Here is a 23,071-nt window from a genome sequence, read left to right on the forward strand (position 1 = left end):
CCGGAATGGCTTTCATGGACTCCTATCGCAACAGCGATCCGCGGCCGTCGATCATGCAGGGCTCGCCGCCTCAAATGGTGCTGCCGAAGCTCGACTGGGACCGGCCGCCATGGAATCGCTGGGCCTTCCAACACATCCGCGAATTCCTGCCGACCATCGAGGTCTGGCGCGGTAACGGCCATCGCCATCGTCTTGAGCGCGCAGAGACCGATCTCGACGCGCTGCCGGTGGAAGACAGCAAGGGCCGTCCGACGACGCTCGTTGGCCTGCTCGACGAGACCTACACGGACGGCTTCCTGGTGCTCAAAGACGGCAAGGTCGCCTATGAGCGCTATTTCAACGGCATGGCCGAGCGCACGCTGCATCTGTCGCAGTCGATGGCGAAGTCGGTAACAGGCACCGTGTTCGGTATTCTGGTTGGGCGCGGCTTGATCGACCCGGCCAAACCGGTGACCGCCTATCTGCCGGAGCTCGGCGCGACCGGCTGGGACGGCGCCAGCGTGCAGCATGTGCTCGATATGACCACCGGCGTGCGCTTTTCCGAGGAATACACCGACCGTTACTCCGACATCGGCCAGGTTGATGTCGCCACGGGCTGGAAGCCGGTGCCGCCGGACAGCGATCCGGATTTCCAATGGCCGCCGCATCTGTTCGAGTTGATCCTGCAGCTGAAGGACAAGGTGCGGCCGCATGGCGCCGCGTTCGAGTACCGCTCGATCGAGACCGACGTGCTTGCCTTCATCATGGAGCGGGTCACCGGTAAACGGCTGGCGCAGCTGGTGTCCGAGGAGCTGTGGCAAAAGCTCGGCGCCGACGAAAGCGCTTGCTTCACGGTCGACAGCGCCGGCTATGCGCTGGCCGATGGCGGCTTCAACGCGACGCTGCGCGATTACGCCCGCTTCGGCCAGCTGATCCTCGACAAGGGCCGCGGCATCGTGCCGGCCGACTGGGTCGAGGCGACGCGCAACGGCAGGCATGGGCCGGACTTCAATCCGAGCCTGCCCGAAGGCAGCTATCGCAACCAGTTCTGGATCGAAGACCCGCGCTCACGCGCGCTGATGTGCCGGGGCGTGTTCGGGCAGATGATCCATATCGACTGGGACACCGGCATGGTCGTGGTCAAGCTTTCAAGCTATCCGGATTTCAGCAATGTCGCCTATTCGGTGGCAACGCTGAAGGCGGTGCACGCCATCGCCAAGGCGCTTGGTTGACCCACAACAAATCATCCCTCCGAGGAAACGTTCATGACTGGCAAGACTGCGTTCGAGATCTGCTACGGCTTTGCCCGCAATGAGGTGCTGCTCTCCAACTGGCGCGAAAACCCCTTCAACCGCTGGTCATTCCAGAACCTTGGCGAACTGGTGCCGACCGCTCCCGTGGCGGCGACGCCGGGAAGCGTCGAAGCGCCGGTGCGGGACCTGAGCGGCCTGCTCGGCGAAAAGGTTTCGATCGCCAGCGCCCCGGAAACGGTGGCCGAATTCCTCACACGTTCGACCAGCGACGCGCTGACGGTGATGAAGGCTGGCAAGGTCATCGGCGACTGGTTCGCGCCCAATATGGATTTCGGCGCCCGTCACATCATCTTTTCGATCAGCAAATCGGTCACCGCGATCATCGCCGGAATACTGGAAGGCGAGGGCGTGTTCGACCCGGAAGCGCCGGTGACCCAGTACATTCCGGAAGCCGTCGGTTCGGCCTATGCCGATGCAAGCTGCCGGCATGTGCTCGACATGAGCGTCAGCCTCGACTTCGAGGAGGCCTATCTCGATCCCGAAAGCGCCTTTGCCCGTTACCGTCGCGCTACGCTGTGGAATCCGGGCGGCGGCACTGAAAGCTTGCGCGAATTCATTCTGACCTTGCAGCGGCTCGAAGAACCGCACGGCAAAACCTTCCGCTACCGTTCGCCCAATTCCGATCTGCTCGGCCTGTTGCTCGAACGAGCTTCCGGCCAGCGCTTCCCGGACCTGATGCGCGAGAAACTGTGGCTACCGCTGGGTGCTGTCAGCGAGGCTTCGATCGGCGTCGACATGGAAGGTACGGCGCGCACCGCCGGCGGCATTTCGGTGACGCCGCGCGACCTGGCGCGTATCGGCGAGATGATGCGGCAGGGCGGCACGGCCAATGGCCGCGGCATCGTGCCGGAAGGCTGGGTGCGGGATACGACCGTTGCCGGCGGCAGCGCGGAGACTTGGCAGCGCGGCACGATGGTGCATCTGTTCCCGAAGGGCCGTTACCGTAACAAATGGTACCAGACGGGGGCGGCAAACGGCGCCTTCTGCGGCATCGGCATCCACGGCCAATGGCTCTACGTCGATCCGAAGATGGAAGTGGTGATTGCAAAAATGGGGTCGCAGCCGGTGCCTGAAGATTATCCGCTCGAACGCGAGATCGTTGCCTTTTTCGAGGCGCTGAGCGGGATGGTCTGAGGACGAGCCAAAGCAAGGCGCTTTCCTGTGGACCTCTTTGACGCTTGAGAACACTGCGGTTGGCGTGACGGACATCAGCGCCTATGGTCGCCGCTCTTTGCGACAGGGACCAGCATGGCAGCAGACAGCAAACGCATCGCATCCATCATCGCGGCAGAGATCGGGGCGCGGCCGGAGCAGGCATCGGCAGCTATAGGGCTGCTCGATGAGGGCGCGACGGTGCCGTTTGTGGCGCGCTACCGCAAGGAGGTCACCGGCGGGCTCGACGACACCCAATTGCGCGACCTTGCCGAGCGATTGGCCTATCTGCGCGAACTCGATGCGCGCCGCGATACCATTCTCGGTTCGATCCGCGAGCAGGGCAAGCTGACCGAAGAACTTGAGGCCAAAATTGTGGCTGCCGCCACCAAGGCTGAACTGGAAGACATCTACCTGCCCTACAAGCCCAAGCGGCGCACCAAGGCCGAGATCGCCCGGGAGCGCGGGCTGGGGCCATTGGCGGAGGCTATTTTGGCCAACCGGTCGTTGGTGCCCGCCGAGGCGGCGCTGGCTTATGTGACCGAGGATGTGACCGACGCCAAGGCCGCACTGGAAGGCGCACGCGACATCCTGTCGGAACAGTTCGCGGAAAATGCAGATCTGGTCGGCAAATTGCGAACCTACATGAAGGAGCGCGCTTTCATGCGTGCCCGTGTCGTCGACGGCAAGCAGGAGGCCGGGGCGAAATTCTCCGACTATTTCGACCATGTCGAGCGTTGGGCAAATGTTCCGAGCCACCGTGCGCTGGCCATGCTGCGCGGCCGCAACGAAGAGGTGTTGTCGCTCGACATCGAGGTCGATGCCGACCATGCCTCGCCGGTGAAGCCGGTCGAGCGGATGATCGCCAATGCCTACGCCATCGGCGGCAGCCTGCCGGGCGACCGCTGGCTGATGGAAGTCGCCGGCTGGACCTGGCGGATCAAGCTTTCGCTGCACCTGACGCTCGATTTGATGCGTGACCTGCGCGAGCGGGCGGAGGAAGAGGCGATCCATGTCTTTGCACGCAACCTCAAGGATTTGCTGCTGGCAGCGCCCGCAGGATCGCGTCCGACCATGGGGCTCGATCCCGGCATCCGCACCGGCGTCAAGGTCGCGGTGGTAGATGGCACCGGCAAGGTGCTGGCGACGACGACGGTCTATCCATTTCCGCCGCGGAACGATGTGCGCGGCACACAGGCGGAGCTCGCCAAGCTCATCCGCCTGCACAAGGTCGAGCTGATCTCGATTGGCAACGGCACCGGCAGCCGCGAGACTGAAAAGCTGGTCGCCGACATGCTGTCCGACATGCCTTCGGATGGTGGGCCAAAGCCGCTCAAGGTGATCGTCAGCGAAGCCGGCGCCTCGGTCTATTCGGCCTCCGCGACAGCGGCGGCTGAGTTTCCCGGGCTCGACGTGTCGCTGCGCGGTGCGGTGTCGATCGCCAGGCGCCTGCAGGACCCGCTCGCCGAACTGGTCAAGATCGAGCCGAAATCGATCGGCGTTGGCCAGTACCAGCATGATGTCGACCAGTACCGGCTTGGCCGCTCGCTGGAGGCGGTGGTGGAGGACGCGGTGAATGCTGTCGGCGTCGATCTCAACACCGCCTCGGCGCCGCTCTTGGCCCGCGTGTCAGGCCTGGGCGCGTCGCTTGCCGATGCCATTGTCGCGCATCGCGATGCGACCGGGCCGTTCGCCAGCCGCAAGGAACTGCTCAAGGTAGCGCGGCTCGGCCCGCGCGCGTTCGAACAGTCCGCAGGCTTCCTCCGCATTGCCAATGGCAGCGAGCCGCTCGACGCCTCGTCGGTCCATCCGGAAGCCTATGGCGTGGCCAAGAAGATCGTCGCTGCCTGCGGTCGCGATGTGCGCTCGCTGATGGGAGACAGTGCCGCGCTCAAGGCGCTCGATCCGCGCGTCTTCGTTGACGAACGGTTCGGCCTGCCGACGGTGCGCGACATCATTGCGGAGCTGGAAAAGCCCGGCCGCGACCCGCGCCCCGGCTTCAAGACGGCGACCTTTGCCGACGGCGTCGACGATATCAAGGATCTGAAGCCCGGCATGCTTCTCGAAGGCACCGTCACCAATGTCGCGGCCTTCGGCGCCTTCGTCGATATCGGCGTGCACCAGGACGGGCTGGTGCATGTCTCGCAACTGGCCGATCGTTTCATCAAGGACGCGCATGAGGTGGTGAAGGCGGGCGATGTGGTGAAGGTGCGGGTCGTCGATGTCGACATCAAGCGCAAGCGCATCGCGCTGTCCATGCGCAAGGACGGCGGCGAGGGCGGGACGCCGAAGGGGCCGCGCGACAATGGCGGCGGCAAGCCGGCGCAACCTTCGCCGATGCCGCAGCGTCAGCCGGAAGGACCGGCACAGCAAGGCGCGTTTGGTGCGGCGCTGGCCGATGCCTTGAAGCGGAAGTAGCCTCGAATGGTTCCTTGCAATCGCTAGAGCGTTATCTACCATCCTTGTGTGGAGATACGCGCGATATGGCAAGTTTCGAGAAAGTGAGTGTCCAAGAGTTGGGGCGTCTTTGGGACGGGGGCATGGCGAGTGGCAGTTCGGTCGATGGAGACCAGGCTTTCGCCCGGATCAAAAGCAAGCTCGATGCGAAAGTTGCCGAACGCAAGTCGCAAAAACGCTGCGCTTCCAGCCGGAAACCGAGCCGATGAAGCGGAAGTAGCTACCAGGCCAGAACGGCCGGTTCCTTCTCAACCTGGCCCAGCAGCCAGTCGCGAAAGCTGACGACGGGCGGGTGGCCGCGCTTGTCGTTCGGGACGACGAGGTAGTAGGCGCTGCGGCTTTGCATCGGCTGTCCCGGCGCCTGCACGAGCTGACCGCGCTGCAATTCGCCGGCGATAAGAACTTGCGGCAGGAGCGCGACGCCAAGCCCCGCCATGCAGGCTTGGGCAACGGTGCCGAATTGCTCGAACTGCATGCCGGGTCCGATCGGTGCGCTCAAGCCCTGTTCCTCGAACCATTCGCCCCAGGCCCCGGGACGCGTCGCCATGTGCAGCAGCGGCAGGCGGCTGATGTCGGCCGCCGTGGTGATATCGCGGCTGGCAAGGAAGTCTGGCGAGACCACCGGCATTACGGTCTCGCGCATCAGAAGCGTGGAGTCGGCGTCCGGCCAGTCGGGCTGGCCATGATGGATGGCGGCGTCGAGCCGCTCGCGGGCGAAGTCGAAGCGGCCGATGCGGGTGACAAAGTTGATGGTGATGTCAGGGTTTTCTGCGACGAAATCCGGGATCAGCGGCATCAGCCAGCGCGTGCCGAAGGTCGGCAGTATGGCGAGGTTCAGCATGCCGCTATGCCGATTGCTCATCAATCCGAGCGCGGCGTCGCGCAATTGCCCGAGTGCCGCCCGCACGGCTTCGGCATAGATTTCGCCCGCCGTGGACAGCCGAACATTGCGGCTGTCGCGCTCGAACAGCCGGCGGCCGAACTGTTCCTCCAGAAGTGCTATCTGGCGGCTGACGGCCCCTTGGGTCAAATCGAGTTCCTGGGCGGCAGCGGTGAAGGAGCCAAGGCGGGCCACGGCCTCGAAGGCGGCAAGGGCGCTGGTGCTGGGTAAAAGCCGGCGTTGGACGTTCATGATCCATTACTAAACCTCATTGATCTGTGATGCAATTTTGTTTGATTTTTCCGAAGCGGAGGTGGATAAGCCCGAGCACTTCAAGATTTTGGGAGAGAGCGAAGCCATGGCCGCCGACAAGAACGCGTTCGTCTGGGAAGACCCCTTCCTGATCGAGAACCAGCTTTCCGAGGATGAGCGCATGGTGCGCGATGGCGCGGCCGCCTTTGCCGCCGACAAGCTCGCGCCGCGCATCGAGGAGGCCTATCTCGAGGAAAAGACCGACGCCGGCATTTTTCGTGAGATGGGCGAGGCCGGCCTGCTCGGCATCACCATTCCCGAGGAATATGGCGGGCTCGGCGCCAATTACGTCACCTACGGGTTGGTGGCGCGCGAGGTCGAGCGGGTCGATTCCGGCTACCGCTCGATGATGTCCGTGCAGTCGTCGCTGGTGATGTATCCGATCCATGCCTATGGCTCGGAAGAACAGCGCAAGAAATTTCTACCTAAGCTGGCCTCCGGCGAATGGATCGGCTGCTTCGGCCTGACCGAACCGGATGCGGGTTCCGATCCCGGCGGTATGAAGACGCGGGCCGAGAAGACCGCGAACGGGTACAGGATTTCCGGCTCGAAAATGTGGATCTCCAACGCGCCGATCGCCGATGTGTTCGTCGTCTGGGCGAAGCTCAAGGGCGACAACGGCAAGGACGAAATCCGCGGCTTCGTGCTGGAAAAGGGCATGAAGGGGCTTTCGGCACCGAAGATCGGCGGCAAGCTCAGCCTTCGCGCGTCGATCACCGGCGAAGTGGTGATGGAAGGCGTCGAGGTTGGCGAAGATGCGCTGCTGCCCAACGCCAAGGGCCTCGGCGGTCCGTTCGGCTGCCTCAACCGCGCGCGCTACGGCATTTCCTGGGGCGCGATGGGCGCGGCCGACGATTGCTGGCGCCGGGCGCGGCAATATGGCCTCGACCGCAAGCAGTTCGGCAAGCCGCTCGCCGGCACGCAGCTGTTCCAGAAGAAGCTCGCCGACATGCAGACCGAGATCGCGCTGGGCCTGCAGGCCAGCTTGCGGGTCGGAAGGCTGATGGACGAGGGCAAGATGGCACCGGAGATGATCTCGATCGTCAAGCGCAACAATTGCGGCAAGGCGCTCGACATCGCCCGCCAGGCCCGCGACATGCATGGCGGCAACGGCATCCAGATCGGCTACCACGTCATGCGCCACGCGCAGAACCTGGAGACGGTCAACACCTATGAAGGCACGCATGACGTGCATGCGCTGATCCTTGGCAGGGCTCAGACGGGGATACAGGCGTTTTTCTAAGCTGTGCCGAATTCAAGTGAGGCCGGCCTGCAAATGGCCGATACCTGCGCTTCCGGTGCTCGCGTACCAAAAGTACGCTCTGCTCCGGTTCTCGGTATCAGCCATTTTCGACTCGGCCTGACCTGAATCTCGACACAGCGTAGCCGGCTTCGGCTGCTTAATTTAGGTGCAGCGCAACATCTCTGCTTGGAGAATGGCCAATAGATGTGTCAGGGTTCGGCTGAAGAAACGCCGATCTCCGGGGCCCCATGGCAATACTGGCAGCCGTCTACCACCTGACCCATTACAAATATGACCGGCCGGTGGTTCTCGGGCCCCAGGTCATCAGGCTGCAGCCGGCACCGCATTCCCGCACCAAGGTGCTCAGCCATTCGCTGAAGGTCGGGCCGGCGAACCACTTCGTCAATCTGCAGCAGGACCCCTACGGCAATTTCCTGGCCCGCTTCGTCTTCCCGGAACCGGTGACGGAATTGAAGATCGAGGTCGACCTCGTCGCCGACATGACGATCTACAATCCGTTCGATTTCTTCGTCGAGCCATCGGCCGAGACCTTCCCGTTCGAGTACCCCGAAGACATCAGGGACGATCTCGCCATCTACCGCACGCCGGAGCCGGCGGGGCCGCTGCTGTCTGCTTTCCTCGCAACCATCGACCGTAGCGCCACCAACACCGTCAATTTCGTCGTCGACCTCAATGCGCGGCTGCAGCGGGAGATCGCTTATATCGTGCGGATGGAAACCGGCGTGTTCTCGCCGGAGGAAACGCTGGCCGCGAAAAAGGGATCGTGCCGGGATTCGAGCTGGCTGCTGGTGCAAATCCTCAGGAATCTCGGCCTCGCCGCGCGTTTCGTCTCCGGCTATCTGATCCAGCTGAAGCCCGATCTGGTCGCGCTCGATGGCCCAGCCGGAACCGCTGTCGATTTCACCGACCTGCACGCCTGGTGCGAGGTCTATCTGCCGGGCGCCGGCTGGATCGGCTTCGATCCGACGTCCGGCCTGCTCACCGGCGAAAGCCATGTGCCGCTGGCGGCCACGCCGCATTTCCGCAACGCCGCGCCCATTTCCGGCATGGCGAGCTTTGCCAATGTCGAGTTCGGCTTCGACATGCGTGTCGACCGCATTGCCGAACATCCGCGCATCACCAAGCCATTCTCGGACGAAAGCTGGCAGGCGCTGGATGCGCTGGGCAACAAGGTCGACGCCGCACTTCAAGCGGGTGATGTCAGGCTGACCATGGGCGGCGAGCCGACCTTTGTGTCGATCGACGATTTCGAGTCCGCCGAGTGGAACACCGCCGCCGTCGGCCCGACCAAGCGCGAAAAGGCCGATGCGCTGATCCGTAAATTGCGCGAACGCTTCGCGCCGGGCGGCTTCCTCCATTACGGCCAGGGCAAGTGGTATCCGGGCGAAAGCCTGCCGCGTTGGACCTTTTCGCTCTATTGGCGCACCGATGGCCAGCCGGTATGGAGCGATCCGTCGCTGATCGCGCGCGAAAAGAGCGATGCGAAGGTCGGGCCGCAGCAGGCGGAAAACCTGCTGACGGCAATCGCCGGCGAACTCGGCATCGACAAGGCGATGGTCAGCGAGGCCTATGAGGACCCGGCCGAATGGCTGCTGAAGGAAGGTAAGCTGCCCGACAATGTCGATCCGTCCAACTCCAAACTGGAAGACCCCGAAGAGCGCAGCCGCATGGCGAAAGTGTTCGAGCGCGGGCTGACCAAGCCATCCGGCTATGTGCTGCCGGTCCAGCGCTGGAACAGCCAGGCATCGGACCCGCGCTGGCGCTCGGAGAAATGGAAGACGCGGCGCGGGCGGCTGTTCCTGGTGCCGGGCGATTCCCCGGTCGGCTACCGCCTGCCGCTGGGCACGCTGCCTTATGTGCCGCCGGCACAGTTCCCCTATATCGTGCCGGTCGATCCGTCGCTGCCGCGTGGACCGCTGCCGGCGCGGGAAGCCATACTGCCAGAACCGGCTCCGGCCGAACTGGAAGGCGCCGACGAGATGGCGCGGCGCCAGCAGGCGGTATCGTTCACTGCGACGACCGGCCAGCAAGACCGGGTGGAGCAGGAGATCACCGAGATCGGCGGCGCGGTGCGTACAGCACTTTCGGTCGAGCCGCGCGACGGGCGGCTTTGCGTGTTCATGCCGCCGGTCGAGGCGCTGGAAGATTATCTCGAACTGGTCGCAGCCGCAGAAAACGCGGCCAAGTCGATCCGCCTTCCCGTGCATATCGAAGGCTATGGACCGCCGCACGATCCGCGCCTCAACGTTATCAGGGTGGCACCCGATCCCGGCGTCATCGAGGTCAACATCCATCCGGCTGCCAACTGGCAGGACTGCGTGGCGACGACGACGGCGATCTACGAGGAAGCACGGCAGACGCGGCTTGGCGCCGACAAGTTCATGATCGACGGCCGCCACACCGGTACCGGCGGGGGCAACCATGTCGTCGTCGGCGGCGCGACGCCCAATGACAGCCCGTTCCTGCGCCGGCCCGATCTGTTGAAGAGCCTGGTGCTACAATGGCAGCGGCGCCCGTCGCTGTCCTATCTATTTTCCGGCCTGTTCATCGGCCCGACCAGCCAGGCGCCGCGCTTCGACGAGGCGCGGCACGACTCGCTTTACGAACTCGAGATCGCGATGGCGCAGGTGCCGCATCCGGGCCAGGGCAACACACCGCTGCCTTGGCTGGTCGACCGACTGTTTCGCAACCTGTTGACCGATGTCACCGGCAATACGCACCGCTCGGAAATCTGCATCGACAAGCTGTTTTCGCCCGATGGCCCGACCGGCCGGCTTGGGCTTGTCGAGTTCCGCGGTTTCGAGATGCCGCCCAATGCGCGCATGTCGCTGGCGCAGCAATTGCTGGTGCGCGCCATCATCGCCCGTGCGTGGAACAACCCGCTTGATGGCCGCTTCGTGCGCTGGGGCACCTCGCTCCATGACCGGTTCATGCTGCCGCATTATGTCTGGGCGGATTTCCTCGACATGCTCGACGACCTCAAGCTCAACGGTTTCGAATTCCGGCCGGAATGGTTCGATGCCCAGCTGGAGTTCCGCTTTCCGTTCTGCGGCGAAGTCCAGCATGCCGGCATCAAGCTGGAACTGCGGCAGGCGCTGGAGCCGTGGCATGTCATGGGCGAGCAAGGCGCAATCGGCGGCACTGTGCGTTTCGTCGACTCCTCGGTCGAACGGCTGCAGGTCAGGACCGAAGGCCTCAACCCGGAACGCCATGCCATTGTCTGCAATGGCCGAATCGTGCCGATGAAGGTCACCGACAATCGCGAGGTCGCGGTAGCCGGTGTGCGCTTCAAGGCCTGGCAGCCTTCGTCGGGCCTGCACCCGGCGCTGCCGGTCAACACGCCGCTCGTCTTCGATATCTACGACCGTTGGTCGGGGCGGGCGGTGGGCGGCTGCGTCTACCATGTCGCGCATCCAGGTGGGCGCAGCTACGACACGTTCCCGGTCAACGGCAATGAGGCCGAGGCGAGGCGTCTCGCCCGCTTCGAGCCGCGCGGCCATACGCCGTCGGCCTATGTGCTGCGCAATGAAGAAGCCTCTGAAGACTTCCCCATGACCCTTGACCTCAGGCGGCCAGCAAGACTCTGATCAGCGATGGCAAAGGGGAATCAGAAAAAGGTCCGCGGCAAGCCGCTGAGGCACAGTCTGCTGGAGCACTACCAGCCGATTGACGGCGTCGTCGACGAGATGGTCGATGCTTCGGGCCATCCGCGTCCGGCCTGGGCGCCCTTCATCGAGGCGCTGGAGGAGCTGGGTCCCGAAAAGCTGGGCCAGCGCTTTGCCCGCGCCGACCAGTATCTGCGCGACGCCGGCGTTTATTATCGCGTCTACGACAAGGCCGGCGCCAACGAGCGCGAATGGCCACTGGCGCATATCCCGCTGCTGATCGAAGACAAGGAATGGGCCGGGATCAGCGCCGGTCTCGTCCAGCGCGCCGAGCTTTTCGAGGAGATAGTCGCTGATATCTATGGCCCGAACCGGCTGATCGAGAAGGGAATCCTGCCGGCAGGCCTGATTGCGGCGAGCCCCGAATATTTGCGCCCCGTCGTCGGCACCATGCCGGCCAGCGGTCATTTCCTGCATTTTTGCGCCTTCGAGCTCGGCCGTGGACCGGATGGAAGCTGGTGGGTGCTGGGCGACCGCACGCAGGCACCGTCGGGCGCCGGCTTTGCGCTGGAAAACCGCGTCGCCACGACGCGGGCTTTGTCCGACATCTATGGCGAGATGCATGTGCATCGCCTGGCCGGTTTCTTCCGTCGCTTTCGCGATGCTCTGATCGGCATGGCGAAGGAGAATGACGGCCGCGTCGCCATTCTGACGCCGGGGCCGCTCAACGAGACCTATTATGAGCACGCCTATATCGCCCGCTATCTCGGCATCATGCTGCTCGAGGGCGAGGATCTGACCGTCGCCGGCGGCAAGCTGATGGTGCGCACGGTTTCGGGGCTGATGCCGATCAGCGTGCTGTGGCGGCGGCTCGATGCCGCCTTCGCCGATCCGCTGGAACTGCGGCCAGACTCGCATATCGGCACCCCGGGGCTGGTCGAGGCGATCCGCCGCGGCACGGTTTCGACGGTCAATGCGCTGGGTTCGGGCTTGATGGAAACCCGGGCGCTGCTCGCTTTCCTGCCGAAGATTTCGCGCGCATTGCGCGGCGAAGAACTTCTGTTGCCAAGCGTGGCGACCTGGTGGTGCGGGCAAGCAACCGAACGGGCCCATGTGCTTGCCAATATCGATCGCATGGTGATCGGTCCGGCGCTGTCGACGCGGCTGGCCTTTGAGGATGACGGCCAGACCAGGCTCGGTTCGGCACTGACGCCGGAGGAACGCATCGCGCTGATCGCGCGCATCGAGAGCGATGGCAGCGGTTTCGTCGGCCAGGAAGCGGTGACGCTGTCGACGACGCCGGTCTATGTCGGCGGCTGGCTGGAGCCACGGCCGGCAAGCCTGCGCGTTTATCTCGCGCGCACGCCCGATGGCTGGACGGTAATGCCCGGCGGTTTCGCCCGTGTCGGCCTTTCGCTCGACCCGACGGCCATCGCCATGCAGCGCGGCGGCCAGGCGGCCGACGTCTGGGTGGTCAGCGACCGGTCGGTCGAGCGCGAGACGCTGCTGCCGCAGGAGCATGACAGCTTCGTCCGCACCATGCCGGGCAGCCTGCCCAGCCGCGCGGCGGAAAACCTGACCTGGCTCGGCCGCTATATCGAGCGTTCGGAAGATACGGTGCGTATCCTGCGCGCCTATCATGTGCGGCTGGCCGAGACGTCCGATCCTGACATGCTGCTGCTCGCCGATATCAGGGACTATCTCGAACCCTTCGGCATCGATCTCGAAGCGGCCATTCCGCCCGGATTGATCGGCACGCTGGACAGCGCCGTCTACAGCGCCGGACAGATCCGCGACCGCTTTTCGCCCGATGGCTGGCTGGCGCTGAAGGACCTGTCGAAGACCATTCATCAGTTCGCCACCACGGTGGCGCCGGGTGACGACGCGACACGGGCGATGACGGTCATGCTGCGCAAGCTCGCCGGTTTCTCTGGCCTGTTGCACGAGAATATGTACCGTTTCACCGGCTGGCGTTTCCTCGAGATCGGCCGGCGGATCGAGCGCGGCATCCAGATCGCCCGTACGCTAGCCCGACTGACAAGGTCCGGTGCGCCGGACGGCTCGCTCGACATGATGCTGGAGATCGGCGACAGCGTCATGACCCACCGCCGGCAATATCCGGTGCGGGCCGGACGGCGCACGGTGATCGACCTCTTGGCGCTCGACCCACTCAACCCGCGCTCGATCCTGTTCCAGCTCGAACGGCTGAAGGCGGAGATCGGCCTGTTGCCATCGGTTGGGCCGGAGGGGCATATGTCGGTCGCGGCCAAGGAAATCCTGCAGCTCAACACGGCAATTGCCGTCATGGAGCCATCGGAGATGTCGGCGGAGGTGCTGGACGATCTCGCAACTGAGATCGGCAACCTCTATAGCAGCCTGGCTAAAGCGTATTTCGGTTAACATGCTGTACGATATCAGGCTTCATCTCAGCTACGATTATGACGCCGCGGCCGGTGGCAGCCGGCATCAGGTGCGTGTATTGCCGCCGACCATTGCCGGCGTGCAGCGCGTGATCGCGGCCTCGCTTTCGTTTGTGCCGACCCCATCGGAGCGCACGGATTTTGCCGATTTCTTCGGCAACAATGTCACCGCGATCGCCTTTCGCGACGTCCATGACGGGCTCGACATCAGAATGAGCGCGCGCGTGTCGGTGTCACGGCCGGAGCCTGGGCTCGACGTGTCGCCCGATCTGCAGCGCCTGCGGGAAGAACTCGGCGCCGTACGGTCACTGGCGCCGGATGCACCGCATCACTTTCTCGCCGCCAGCGATCATGCCGGCATCGATGCGGCGATCACCGCCTATGCCCGCGACAGCGCCGGCGGCTCGACGGTCGGCATGGCCATCGATCTGTGCAACCGCATCCACCGCGACTTCACCTATGACGGGGAAGCGACCACGGTGCGTACCGGGGCCAGCGATGCCTTCCGTTTGAAGCGGGGCGTGTGCCAGGACTTCTCCCACATCATGATCGCCGGCCTGCGCGGGCTAGGTATTCCTGCGGGTTATGTCAGCGGCTTCCTGCGCACCATTCCCCCGAAAGGGAAGCCGCGGCTCGAAGGCGCCGATGCCATGCATGCCTGGGTCAAGGTGTGGTGTGGGCGCGATGCCGGCTGGCAGGAATTCGACCCGACCAATGGCATGCGGGCCAGCAACGACCACATCACCGTTGGCTATGGCCGCGACTATTCCGACGTGGCTCCGATCGTCGGCGTGCTGAAAACCACCGGCGGCCAGGTCGGCGACCAGGCCGTCGACGTCATCCCGGTCGCGCTCGAGAAGGCCTGACAGCCTCGAAGCACAGCTTCTCAACAACGGCCATGCCCGTTATGCTCGGTCGAAACTTCGGGGAGGATCGGTCGGCAGGCATGCTGATGCGGAGTTCGGTATTGACGGCAATCAGCGTCATCATCCCGGCGCACAATGCGGCGGCAACCATTGCGGCCACGCTGGCCTCGCTTCGTTCCGAAGCCGAGGTTATCGGCGAGGTGCTGCTGGTCGACGATTCCTCCTCGGACGGGACGGCAGAAGCCGCGCTGAATGCCGCCACGCAATTCTCGTTGCCGTTGCGCGTGCTCAAGAGCAGCTGCCGGGACGCGGGCGGCTCCCGCAATGTGGCGCTGGCGCAGGCGCAATGCTCCTGGATCTACCTGATCGACGCCGACGACTTGCATCTGGAGGGCGGGCTGCGGTCGATGCTGGTCCGGGCGGGGGAGCAACCGGCCGCCGACATGGTGATCGGCGCCTACCGTCGGCGCACCGATGGCGAGAACCGGAACCTCAAGCTTCCAGCCGGCTACATAGAAGACGGTATAGCCAATGCCTCGGCCTATCTGGAAGGTCACATTCGCTCGATCGCCGTGGGCAGTGCGCTGGTTTCCCGGCGGGTCGTCGGCGACACGCGCTTCCCGACCGGGCTTGCCTATGACGAGGACACGCTGTTCTGGTCCAGGCTGATGGGCAGGGCGTCGCTTGCCCTGATCGTGCATCCCGTCATGATCTACCACGTTTCGGCAGTGCGTTCTGATGATCGCTTCATCACCAGGCCGGTGCGCCGCTTTCTCGACTGGCGGCTGGCGCTGCGCGAGCTGACTGACTGTGGCATCCCACTGTCGTCGCTAAAGACCAGGGAGGGGCTGGTCGCCCTCAAGATCGCCCGGGTTCACTATGCGCGCGGTGATCTGGAGACGGCGGCGCGGTTCCTGAGGATCGCGGCGGCGGCGCCGAAGGTGCGGTCGAACACCTGGCGCTGCAGGCGCTACCAGCTGAAGCTGGCGCTGCGGCGCTGGTTTTCCTCTCCGCGCGTCCAGTTGCAACGTGCCTGAATCAGCCCCGCCGCAGCTTGCCGTCATTGTCATCGGCTATCGCGCGCCGGCTCAAATCGTCGAGGCGGTGACATCCCTGCTGGATCAGGATGAGCCGCTCGAGATCATGGTGGTCAACTCGGGCGGAGGCGAGGTCATGGCGCTGCTGACCGGCGCCGGGGTCAAGGTGCCAGTGATCGAGGTCGGTCGAAGGCTGTTTGTAGGCGCAGCCCGCAATCTCGGCATTGCGGCCACCAAAGCGCCTTTCGTTGCCTTTCTTGCCGATGATTGCCTCGCCTGTTCGGGCTGGGCCGAGGCACGGATGCAGCGGCATCTGGCTGGCGACCGCGCCGTGGCGAGCGCGATGGTGAATAGCCATCCGCGCAATCTGATCGCCTGTGCGGCTCATCTGATCATGTTCATGCGACGGCTTCCCGGTCTGCCGTCGGATCGTGCGCTGCGTTACGGCGTGTCGTTCGATCGGCGGCTGTTCGATGAATATGGCTTGTTCGATGAAACCATGCCTGCTGCCGAAGACACCGAATTCCTGGGGCGCCTGCCGCAGGAACTGCAGCCGGTCTGGGAGCCTAAGGTACAAACCGTTCATCGCAACGAAACCCGGCTGTCCAGATTGCTTGCCGATCAGTACAGGCGCGGCTGTCGCCGCGGCGATTACCTCGCAGCGTTCGCCCTGAACACTCCGTTTCGGTGTTTTCGCGACACGTTTCGCGATCGGCGGAATGCCCGCAAGCTGGCGAAGATCGGGCTTTCCGAGCGGGATCGAACTTTCGCGATGATGTCGATGCCAATTGTCTGGCTTGCCCTGCTGGTCAAATCCGTGGGTGTCTATATTGGCGTGCGAAATCGCGTGAAAGCGGCAACAAGAAAATGATAACGAGCCAAATCAAGCCTCGACGCTGGCGACGGAGCCGACTGTTCTGGACGCGCCAGAGAACGGTCGCAGTTTTCAGCTATCGTTATGACGCGCATCTGGTTGCCGATCTGATCACCAATATCGATCCGGTCGTTGACGGCTGGATTGCCTATGACGATCGCGGGGCGACCGGCGTGTTCAGCAGCGAGCCGCAGCGGCGGCGGATCTTACTCGACGCAGCGCATGAAGCTGCCGCCGACTGGATCCTGGCTATTGATCCCGATGAGCGGCTGGAACGCGGTACCGCGGAGCGGATCGGACAGCTGACGGGGGATTACAGGCGCATGGCTTGGGGGTTCCGGCTCCGCGAATTGTATTCGCCGACCGAGTACCGGGTCGACGGGCTGTGGGCCGAAAAGTTCCAGTATCGTCTGTTCAGAGCCTACGATCCGGCGAAGTACCGACCAGAGGACCTGCACGGGCTCTGGTATCCTCCCGATCTTGGTTTCAAGGCCCGCAACAGCGGGCTCAACCTCTATCATTTAAAGATGATGGAGCCGAAGCGGCGGATCGCCCGCCGCAATCTCTACCACCACCTGGATCCAAAGGGGCTCCTGCAGGATGTGGGCTATGACTACCTTGCCGATGAGGCAGGGGCCGTGTTCGAACAGATTCCGCCCGGGCGCGACTACCATCCGCCTCACGTCGACGATGGCGGCCTCTGGATGGCCGTGCCGGCTGGTGCCACCATTGGTGGACCCGACCACATTCCATAGCAACGCGGTGGAACCAGCAGTCGGCCTGGCGCTTATCTACGAGAAAAATCTCGTGGAGCGGGCATGCTGGACAAATCTGGGACGCCATCCGGCCGGTCGGCGGCCGGACAGGGGGACGATGGGGCGCCGAAGAACGGCGCGCAGACCGCTGCCGAACAGGCCTCGCTCACCTATATCAGCGACAGCGAGCCGGGGATCCGGCGCCTGAAGGCGGGCGAAGGCTTTTCCTACAAGGGCGCGAAAGGACAGGCCGTCGGCGCGGCAGCCATTGCCCGCATCAAGGCGCTGGCCATTCCGCCGGCATGGACGGATGTGTGGATCTCGCCCGATCCCGCCGGCCACATCCAGGCGACCGGCCGCGACCAGCGCGGGCGCAAACAGTACCGCTACCATCCGCTGTGGGCCGCCGAGCGCGACGGCGCCAAATACTCCAGCCTTGTCGCCTTTGCCGAAAGCCTGCCGGAGTTGCGCCGCCGGATCGATGCCGATCTGCGCCGCCGCGGCCTGCCGGCCGAGCGCGTCGTGGCGGCAATTGTCTGGCTGCTCGACAACACGATGATCCGGGTCGGCAATGCCGCCTATGCCCGTGACAACAAGAGCTTTGGGCTGACGACGCTGCGCGACCGCCACGTCGACATCAAGGGATCTAGCCTGCGCTTTGCCTTCAAGGGCAAGTCCGGCAAGGAATGGAAATTGAAGCTGGTCGACCGCCGCATCGCCCGGGTCGTGCGCAGCGCGCAGGATATTCCGGGGCAGCAACTGTTCCAATATCTCGACGAGGACGGCGAGAGGCATGGGGTGCGTTCCGACGATGTCAACCGCTATATCCGCGACGCGATCGGCGCCAATTTCAGCTCCAAGCATTTCCGCACCTGGGGCGGTACCATCCATGCCGCGTCGCTGTTTGCGCGGACGGATCTTCCCGAAAGCCAGGCGCAGACCAAGCGTGTAATGAACGCCGTCATCGACAAGGTGGCCGAGCGGCTCGGCAACACACGCGCCGTCTGCCGCAAATGCTACATCCATCCACAGGTTTTCGAAGCCTGGGTGGAAGGGCGGCTGCTTAGCGAAATGACCGAGGCCAACAAGCGCAAGCGATCGATAGACGGTCTCGATGATGAAGAGGCTCTTGTGCTGAGATGGTTGAAGGCAAGCGAAGGCTGACAAAAATGGCGTAACTTTTTTGTCGACGCCATGTCGGCATAGGCCCTACTGTTTCGTCCTTTGAGACAGAAAAGGACGTCCCATGCTCTACGCTATCCTCTGCTATGCCTCCGAAGATGTCGTCTCCTCCTGGAGCAAGGCACAGGATGACGAGGTCATGGCAAAGCTCATGCATGTGCAGGAAAAATACGCTCAAGCCGGCCGGCTTGGGCCGGTGGCGCGGCTTTTGCCCACCACCGCCGCGACGACGCTGCGCAAGGTCAAGGGCGAATCGGTCGTCATCGACGGCCCGTTTGCCGAGACCAAGGAACAGTTCCTCGGCTTCTACACGCTGGAATGCGCCGATCTCGACGAAGCCGTCGACTTCGCGCGCGAGCTTTCCGAGGTCAATCCCAGCGGCGGATCCTATGAGATCCGACCGGTTTCCGTCTTCAACCCAACCAGAGTAGCCACATGACAGACCTCGCCTGGATAAGCTCGGCGATCAGCGCTGCCCGCCCGCAGGCTATGGGTGCGCTGCTGCGCTATTTCCGCAATCTCGATACGGCGGAGGAAGCTTTCCAGGACGCGTGCCTGAGGGCACTCAAGAACTGGCCGCAGAACGGGCCGCCGCGCGATCCTGCGGCCTGGCTGATCTTTGTCGGCCGCAACACCGGCATCGACGCGGTGCGCAAGCGCGCCAAGCAGGCGCCGATGCCGGAAGAGGACCAGATCTCGGACTTGGAAGATGCCGAGAGCGATATCGCCGAACGGCTGGACGGCGCGCACTACCGCGACGACATATTGCGGCTCTTGTTCATCTGCTGCCATCCGGATCTGCCGCCTACGCAGCAGATCGCGGTGGCGCTGCGCATCGTCTCCGGTCTCACCGTCAAGCAGATCGCGCGTGCGTTCCTGGTCGGCGAAAGCGCCATGGAACAGCGTATCACGCGCGCCAAGGCGCGCATTGCCGATGCCGGCGTGCCGTTCGAGACGCCCGGCGCGGTCGAGCGCTCGGAGCGGCTCGCCGCCGTTGCCGCCATGGTCTATCTGATCTTCAACGAAGGTTATTCCACCAACAGCGGCGAGGCGCCGGCGCGTGCGCCGCTTTGCGAGGAAGCGATCCGGCTGGCGCGCCTGTTGCTGCGGCTGTTCCAGACCGAGCCGGAGATCATGGGTCTGACGGCATTGCTTTTGCTGCAGCATGCGCGCGCGCCGGCCCGCTTCGACGAGAACGGCGAGATCGTGCTGCTCGACGACCAGGACCGCTCGCTGTGGAGCCGCAAGATGATCGACGAAGGCCTGGCGCTGGTCGACAAGGCCCTGCGCCACCAGAAGCCCGGACCCTACCAGGTGCAGGCGGCGATCGCCGCCCTTCATGCGCGGGCGGCAACCCCCGAGGAGACCGACTGGACAGAGATCGACCTGCTCTACAGCCTGCTGGAGGCGATGCAACCTTCGCCGGTGGTGACGCTGAACCGCGCGGTTGCGGTCGCCAAGGTGCGCGGGCCGGAAGCTGCCCTTGCCATGATCGAGCCGCTTGGCGAGAGGCTGTCCGGCTATTTCCACTTCTTCGGCCTCAAGGGCGGTCTGTTGATGCAGCTCGGCCGTGGCGAAGAGGCGCGTGTCGCCTTCGATCGCGCCATTGCGTTGGCCAACACGGCAGCGGAAGCCGCCCATATCCGCATGCATATCGACCGGCTGATGCGAGACGGAGCCGTGAAGGCGCCGGCGAAGACAGCGCACTAAGCCTGTTCCTCCTCTGGCTCAATCGTGCAATCTCGGCTTGGACCATGCCGGGGTGGCGATTTTCCCCTGAAACGAGTAATGGCACGCCATGACAGCGCTTGCGGCATGCGGGCGATAATGGCGCCAAGGCTCGACCGCCGCCCTATGATGGCGAGCGGATCTGAAAGGGACAAAAATGACGATAGCGAAGGAAACGGCCGAACTTCTGGCGAAACTGGGTGTGGCCAAGGACGCGCTGACCGGCGGCGACCTCGTCGTGCGCAGTCCGGTGACGGGTGAACAGATCGCGGCGCTGAAGACGATTTCGCCGGCCGATGCGGCCAAGACCATCGATGCCGCGCACACGGCGTTCCAGGCCTGGCGGATGGTGCCGGGTCCCCGGCGCGGCGAACTGGTGCGGCTGCTCGGCGAGGAGTTGCGCGCGCACAAAACCGAGCTTGGCCGGCTGGTGTCGATCGAGGTTGGCAAGATCCCGTCGGAAGGCCTCGGCGAAGTCCAGGAAATGATCGACATCTGCGATTTCGCCGTCGGCCTTTCCCGCCAGCTCTACGGTCTGACCATCGCCACCGAGCGTCCGGGACATCGCATGATGGAGACCTGGCATCCGCTCGGCGTCGTCGGCGTCATTTCGGCCTTCAACTTCCCGGTCGCGGTGTGGTCGTGGAACGCGGCGCTCGCGCTGGTCTGCGGCGACGCCGTGGTGTGGAAGCCCTCGGAAAAGACGCCGCTGACGGCGCTCGCCTGCGAGGCGATTTTTGCCGGCGCGGTCAAGCGCTTCGGCGCAGATGCGCCGCAGGGCCTGGCACCGGTGCTGATTGGCGACCGCTCCGTCGGCGAGATCCTGGTCGACCACCCGAAGGTGGCGCTGGTTTCGGCCACCGGCTCGACCCGCATGGGCCGGGATGTCGGCCCGCGTCTGGCCAAGCGCTTTGCCCGCGCCGTGCTCGAACTCGGCGGCAACAATGCCGGCATCGTCTGCCCGACCGCCGATCTCGACATGGCGCTGCGCGCCATCGCCTTTGGCGCCATGGGCACCGCCGGCCAGCGCTGCACGACGCTGCGGCGCCTGTTCGTGCATGACAGCGTCTATGACGCGCTGCTGCCGCGGCTGAAGAAGGCCTATGAGAGCGTCTCGGTCGGCAATCCGCTGGAGACGTCTTCGCTCGTCGGGCCGCTGATCGACAAGGCGGCCTTCGACGCCATGCAGAAGGCGCTCAAGGAAGCCACCGCTCACGGCGGCAAGCTGACCGGCGGTTCGCGGGTCGAGAATGGCCATCCCGATGCCTATTACGTGCATCCGGCGCTGGTCGAAATGCCGAAGCAGGTGGCTCCTGTCACCGAAGAAACCTTCGCGCCGATCCTCTACGTGATGAAATATTCCGATTTCGATGCCGTGCTCGACGAGCACAATGCGGTCGGCGCCGGACTGTCGTCGTCGATCTTCACCCGCGACCTGCAGGAATCCGAGCGCTTCCTCGGCGTCGATGGTTCGGATTGCGGCATCGCCAACGTCAACATCGGCACGTCGGGCGCCGAGATCGGCGGCGCCTTCGGCGGCGAGAAGGAAACCGGCGGCGGGCGCGAGAGCGGCTCCGATGCCTGGAAGGCCTATATGCGCCGCGCCACCAACACGGTGAACTATTCCAAGGCGCTGCCGCTGGCGCAGGGCGTGTCATTCGACATCGATTGAGATGCTGCGCCCGGCTTTTGACCAGTTGATCCACCCGAACCCGTCGGGCGGATCGCTGCCGCTCGCGCGGATCGTTCCGCTTTCAGGCTTCGCCCCCGCTGTCCAGATGTCCGTATCCCGACGGCGGAAAGGCCACCTCGGCCATGCGCCCGGACGGGTCCTCGCGGTCGGCACGATCGGCTGCGCAACAGCGTCTGCGCCGAACGTTCAGCCAGCGTGCGGCGACGCCGGTCGGCAGGCCTCGAACGCGGCATCGATGACGGCAAGCTTGGCGGCCTGCACGGTCATGTATTCCTGGTAGAAGCTGTTGGACACCCACATCACCGAATGCCCGCGCCGGCCCAGCCAGCCGACGCTGCCGAGCTTTTCGGCGTCGCGCAATTTGCGCGCAAGATGGGTGCGCGAGAGTTTTAGCCAACTGGCGAATTCGCCGATCGAAACCACGCTGGTCGGGATCCGGTCGACGGCGGCATTGTCGGGATCGATGCCGGACATCAGCCAATCCATGACGATGCCGCCATTGTTGAGCCAGATGAACAGCGAAAACGTCTGCTTGGGCTCACGCACTGGGTTGGAGGAGAGCAGGCCTTCCGCCACCAGCGGCTGCAGCCTGGAAATCATGCCGTGCTGCTCGAGAAAGGCGGCGAGGCGGCTGCCGCTGTCGAGACCGTCGAGCGTGCGCAGATGCGCAACCACCCAGCCGTCGAATTCCTTCAGCGTCGCTGCCGTCACCTGAAAGGGATGGGCTCGTCCATCACCGGTGTGCGGCAGGTATTCGATGATGTGATAGTATAGCATCTCCTTGATGAAGGCTTCGGCCGTGTTGCGGCTAGCGACGGAATAGTGAAGCACGGCATCGATGAAGCGGGCCAGTGTCAGTTCCGTGCGGGGATCGCGCGGGTCGCGGGCGAAATGCAGGGCTAGGCCGGTGTGAGCCAGCAACCAGCGCTGTTGCGTGGCGAACACGGCGGCCAGGCGTGGGCTCGTTTCATAGATATGCAGCAACGCCTTCGACTGCGCCTCGACATGACGGTGCAGCGCCGGATGGCCGGCAATATATTCGAAATTCAGCGCCATCCTCCTCGTCCTCCGGCCAGCCCCCCGGCAGCGAAGACGTGCAATCACATTTCCAGCCTTAGCCGCCCGTGTCAGGCCATGCCAACCCGGACAAAAGGCCTAGAGCGATCAACCGTTCTACAGACACGTTGAAACCCCCGTCATCTCTTGATTTCGAGGCAAATTGCTTGAGAAGCGCCGCGCGCTTCTGCAGAGAAAACCGTGTCACACTTTTTTGGAAACGCTCTGGTCCGTTCGCGCCTAGGGCGTGTCGGAAAACGCTAAGCCATTGCAACCGTTGAAAAACCTACCGCAATAATAGTCAGCCCGGCAGCCTGCGGTTGAATTTGCCTTAAGATCGCCAGCACGTTGCGCGCGGTCCGTTTGTATCCAGGCGGTTCGCCACGTCGGAGCGCCTGGGCTATCGTTCCGGCTATTACGGCCGCAAGCGCGAGGTGATGGAGAGCCATCGCGTCCTAGCCACGAAGACCACATCGTGGCAAACTTCTTGTTAACCAC

At 64.1% G+C, this 23,071-nt stretch carries 17 protein-coding genes; 15 read left to right on the top strand and 2 right to left on the bottom strand.

Going from position 1 to position 23,071, the window contains the following annotated elements:
- Positions 1–14: 14 nt before the first annotated feature.
- The 4 genes from NKJ75_RS02125 to NKJ75_RS02140 all read left to right on the top strand — a co-directional run bounded on the left by NKJ75_RS02125 (position 15) and on the right by NKJ75_RS02140 (position 5,110).
- On the top strand, positions 15–1,211 hold the full coding sequence (locus NKJ75_RS02125) for a serine hydrolase domain-containing protein (RefSeq protein WP_023754993.1): 1,197 nt from the start codon (positions 15–17) through the stop codon (positions 1,209–1,211).
- A gap of 33 nt (positions 1,212–1,244) precedes the next feature.
- Positions 1,245–2,426, top strand: coding sequence for a serine hydrolase domain-containing protein (locus NKJ75_RS02130; protein WP_352499089.1), 1,182 nt, complete (start codon positions 1,245–1,247; stop codon positions 2,424–2,426).
- A gap of 114 nt (positions 2,427–2,540) precedes the next feature.
- On the top strand, positions 2,541–4,862 hold the full coding sequence (locus tag NKJ75_RS02135) for a Tex family protein (RefSeq protein WP_352499090.1): 2,322 nt from the start codon (positions 2,541–2,543) through the stop codon (positions 4,860–4,862).
- Positions 4,863–4,927: 65 nt separating this feature from the next.
- Positions 4,928–5,110, top strand: a complete 183-nt coding sequence (locus tag NKJ75_RS02140) for a hypothetical protein (protein ID WP_023714001.1) — start codon at positions 4,928–4,930, stop codon at positions 5,108–5,110.
- Positions 5,111–5,121: 11 nt separating this feature from the next.
- On the opposite strand, the gene NKJ75_RS02145 is transcribed toward NKJ75_RS02140, so the two are convergent.
- A complete protein-coding gene (locus tag NKJ75_RS02145) occupies positions 5,122–6,033 on the bottom strand; it encodes a LysR family transcriptional regulator (RefSeq protein WP_286439811.1) in 912 nt (303 codons plus the stop codon).
- 106 nt (positions 6,034–6,139) lie between these two features.
- Between NKJ75_RS02145 and NKJ75_RS02150 the strand changes: the two genes are divergently transcribed.
- The 11 genes from NKJ75_RS02150 (at position 6,140) to amaB (ending at position 21,496) form a co-directional block, all read left to right on the top strand.
- Entirely contained in the window at positions 6,140–7,336 is a 1,197-nt protein-coding gene (locus NKJ75_RS02150) for an acyl-CoA dehydrogenase (protein ID WP_023751298.1), read from the top strand.
- 248 nt (positions 7,337–7,584) lie between these two features.
- Positions 7,585–10,944, top strand: coding sequence for a transglutaminase family protein (locus tag NKJ75_RS02155; protein ID WP_352499091.1), 3,360 nt, complete (start codon positions 7,585–7,587; stop codon positions 10,942–10,944).
- A gap of 6 nt (positions 10,945–10,950) precedes the next feature.
- Positions 10,951–13,362 carry a circularly permuted type 2 ATP-grasp protein gene (locus NKJ75_RS02160; RefSeq protein ID WP_023696879.1) on the top strand — a complete coding sequence of 804 codons (2,412 nt, stop codon included), beginning with the start codon at positions 10,951–10,953 and terminating at the stop codon, positions 13,360–13,362.
- Position 13,363: 1 nt separating this feature from the next.
- Positions 13,364–14,248, top strand: a complete 885-nt coding sequence (locus NKJ75_RS02165; protein ID WP_023683456.1) for a transglutaminase family protein — start codon at positions 13,364–13,366, stop codon at positions 14,246–14,248.
- Between the two features lie 101 nt (positions 14,249–14,349).
- The gene (locus NKJ75_RS02170) at positions 14,350–15,285 is read left to right on the top strand and encodes a glycosyltransferase family 2 protein (protein ID WP_023686317.1); all 936 of its coding nucleotides are present in this window, start codon (positions 14,350–14,352) and stop codon (positions 15,283–15,285) included.
- Positions 15,278–16,156 (top strand): glycosyltransferase family 2 protein, encoded by an 879-nt coding sequence (locus NKJ75_RS02175; protein WP_023707661.1) that lies wholly within the window; start codon positions 15,278–15,280, stop codon positions 16,154–16,156. Before NKJ75_RS02170 ends, NKJ75_RS02175 begins: the two co-directional genes overlap by 8 nt.
- Positions 16,153–16,914, top strand: coding sequence for a hypothetical protein (locus tag NKJ75_RS02180; protein WP_023686315.1), 762 nt, complete (start codon positions 16,153–16,155; stop codon positions 16,912–16,914). The genes NKJ75_RS02175 and NKJ75_RS02180 overlap by 4 nt, the downstream gene beginning before the upstream one ends.
- 63 nt (positions 16,915–16,977) lie before the next feature.
- Positions 16,978–18,078, top strand: coding sequence for a DNA topoisomerase IB (locus NKJ75_RS02185; RefSeq protein WP_352499092.1), 1,101 nt, complete (start codon positions 16,978–16,980; stop codon positions 18,076–18,078).
- Between the two features lie 82 nt (positions 18,079–18,160).
- Positions 18,161–18,535 carry a YciI family protein gene (locus NKJ75_RS02190; RefSeq protein ID WP_023671781.1) on the top strand — a complete coding sequence of 125 codons (375 nt, stop codon included), beginning with the start codon at positions 18,161–18,163 and terminating at the stop codon, positions 18,533–18,535.
- Positions 18,532–19,806, top strand: coding sequence for an RNA polymerase sigma factor (locus NKJ75_RS02195; RefSeq protein ID WP_023707663.1), 1,275 nt, complete (start codon positions 18,532–18,534; stop codon positions 19,804–19,806). Before NKJ75_RS02190 ends, NKJ75_RS02195 begins: the two co-directional genes overlap by 4 nt.
- Before the next feature lie 175 nt (positions 19,807–19,981).
- Positions 19,982–21,496, top strand: a complete 1,515-nt coding sequence (amaB, locus tag NKJ75_RS02200) for an L-piperidine-6-carboxylate dehydrogenase (RefSeq protein WP_023671784.1) — start codon at positions 19,982–19,984, stop codon at positions 21,494–21,496.
- Between the two features lie 207 nt (positions 21,497–21,703).
- Here the strand turns inward: amaB and NKJ75_RS02205 are convergent, their stop codons facing one another.
- The gene (locus NKJ75_RS02205; protein ID WP_352499093.1) at positions 21,704–22,573 is read right to left on the bottom strand and encodes a hypothetical protein; all 870 of its coding nucleotides are present in this window, start codon (positions 22,571–22,573) and stop codon (positions 21,704–21,706) included.
- Positions 22,574–23,071 lie beyond the last annotated feature (498 nt).

Source organism: Mesorhizobium sp. M0058 (assembly GCF_040323095.1).
GTDB lineage: Bacteria > Pseudomonadota > Alphaproteobacteria > Rhizobiales > Rhizobiaceae > Mesorhizobium.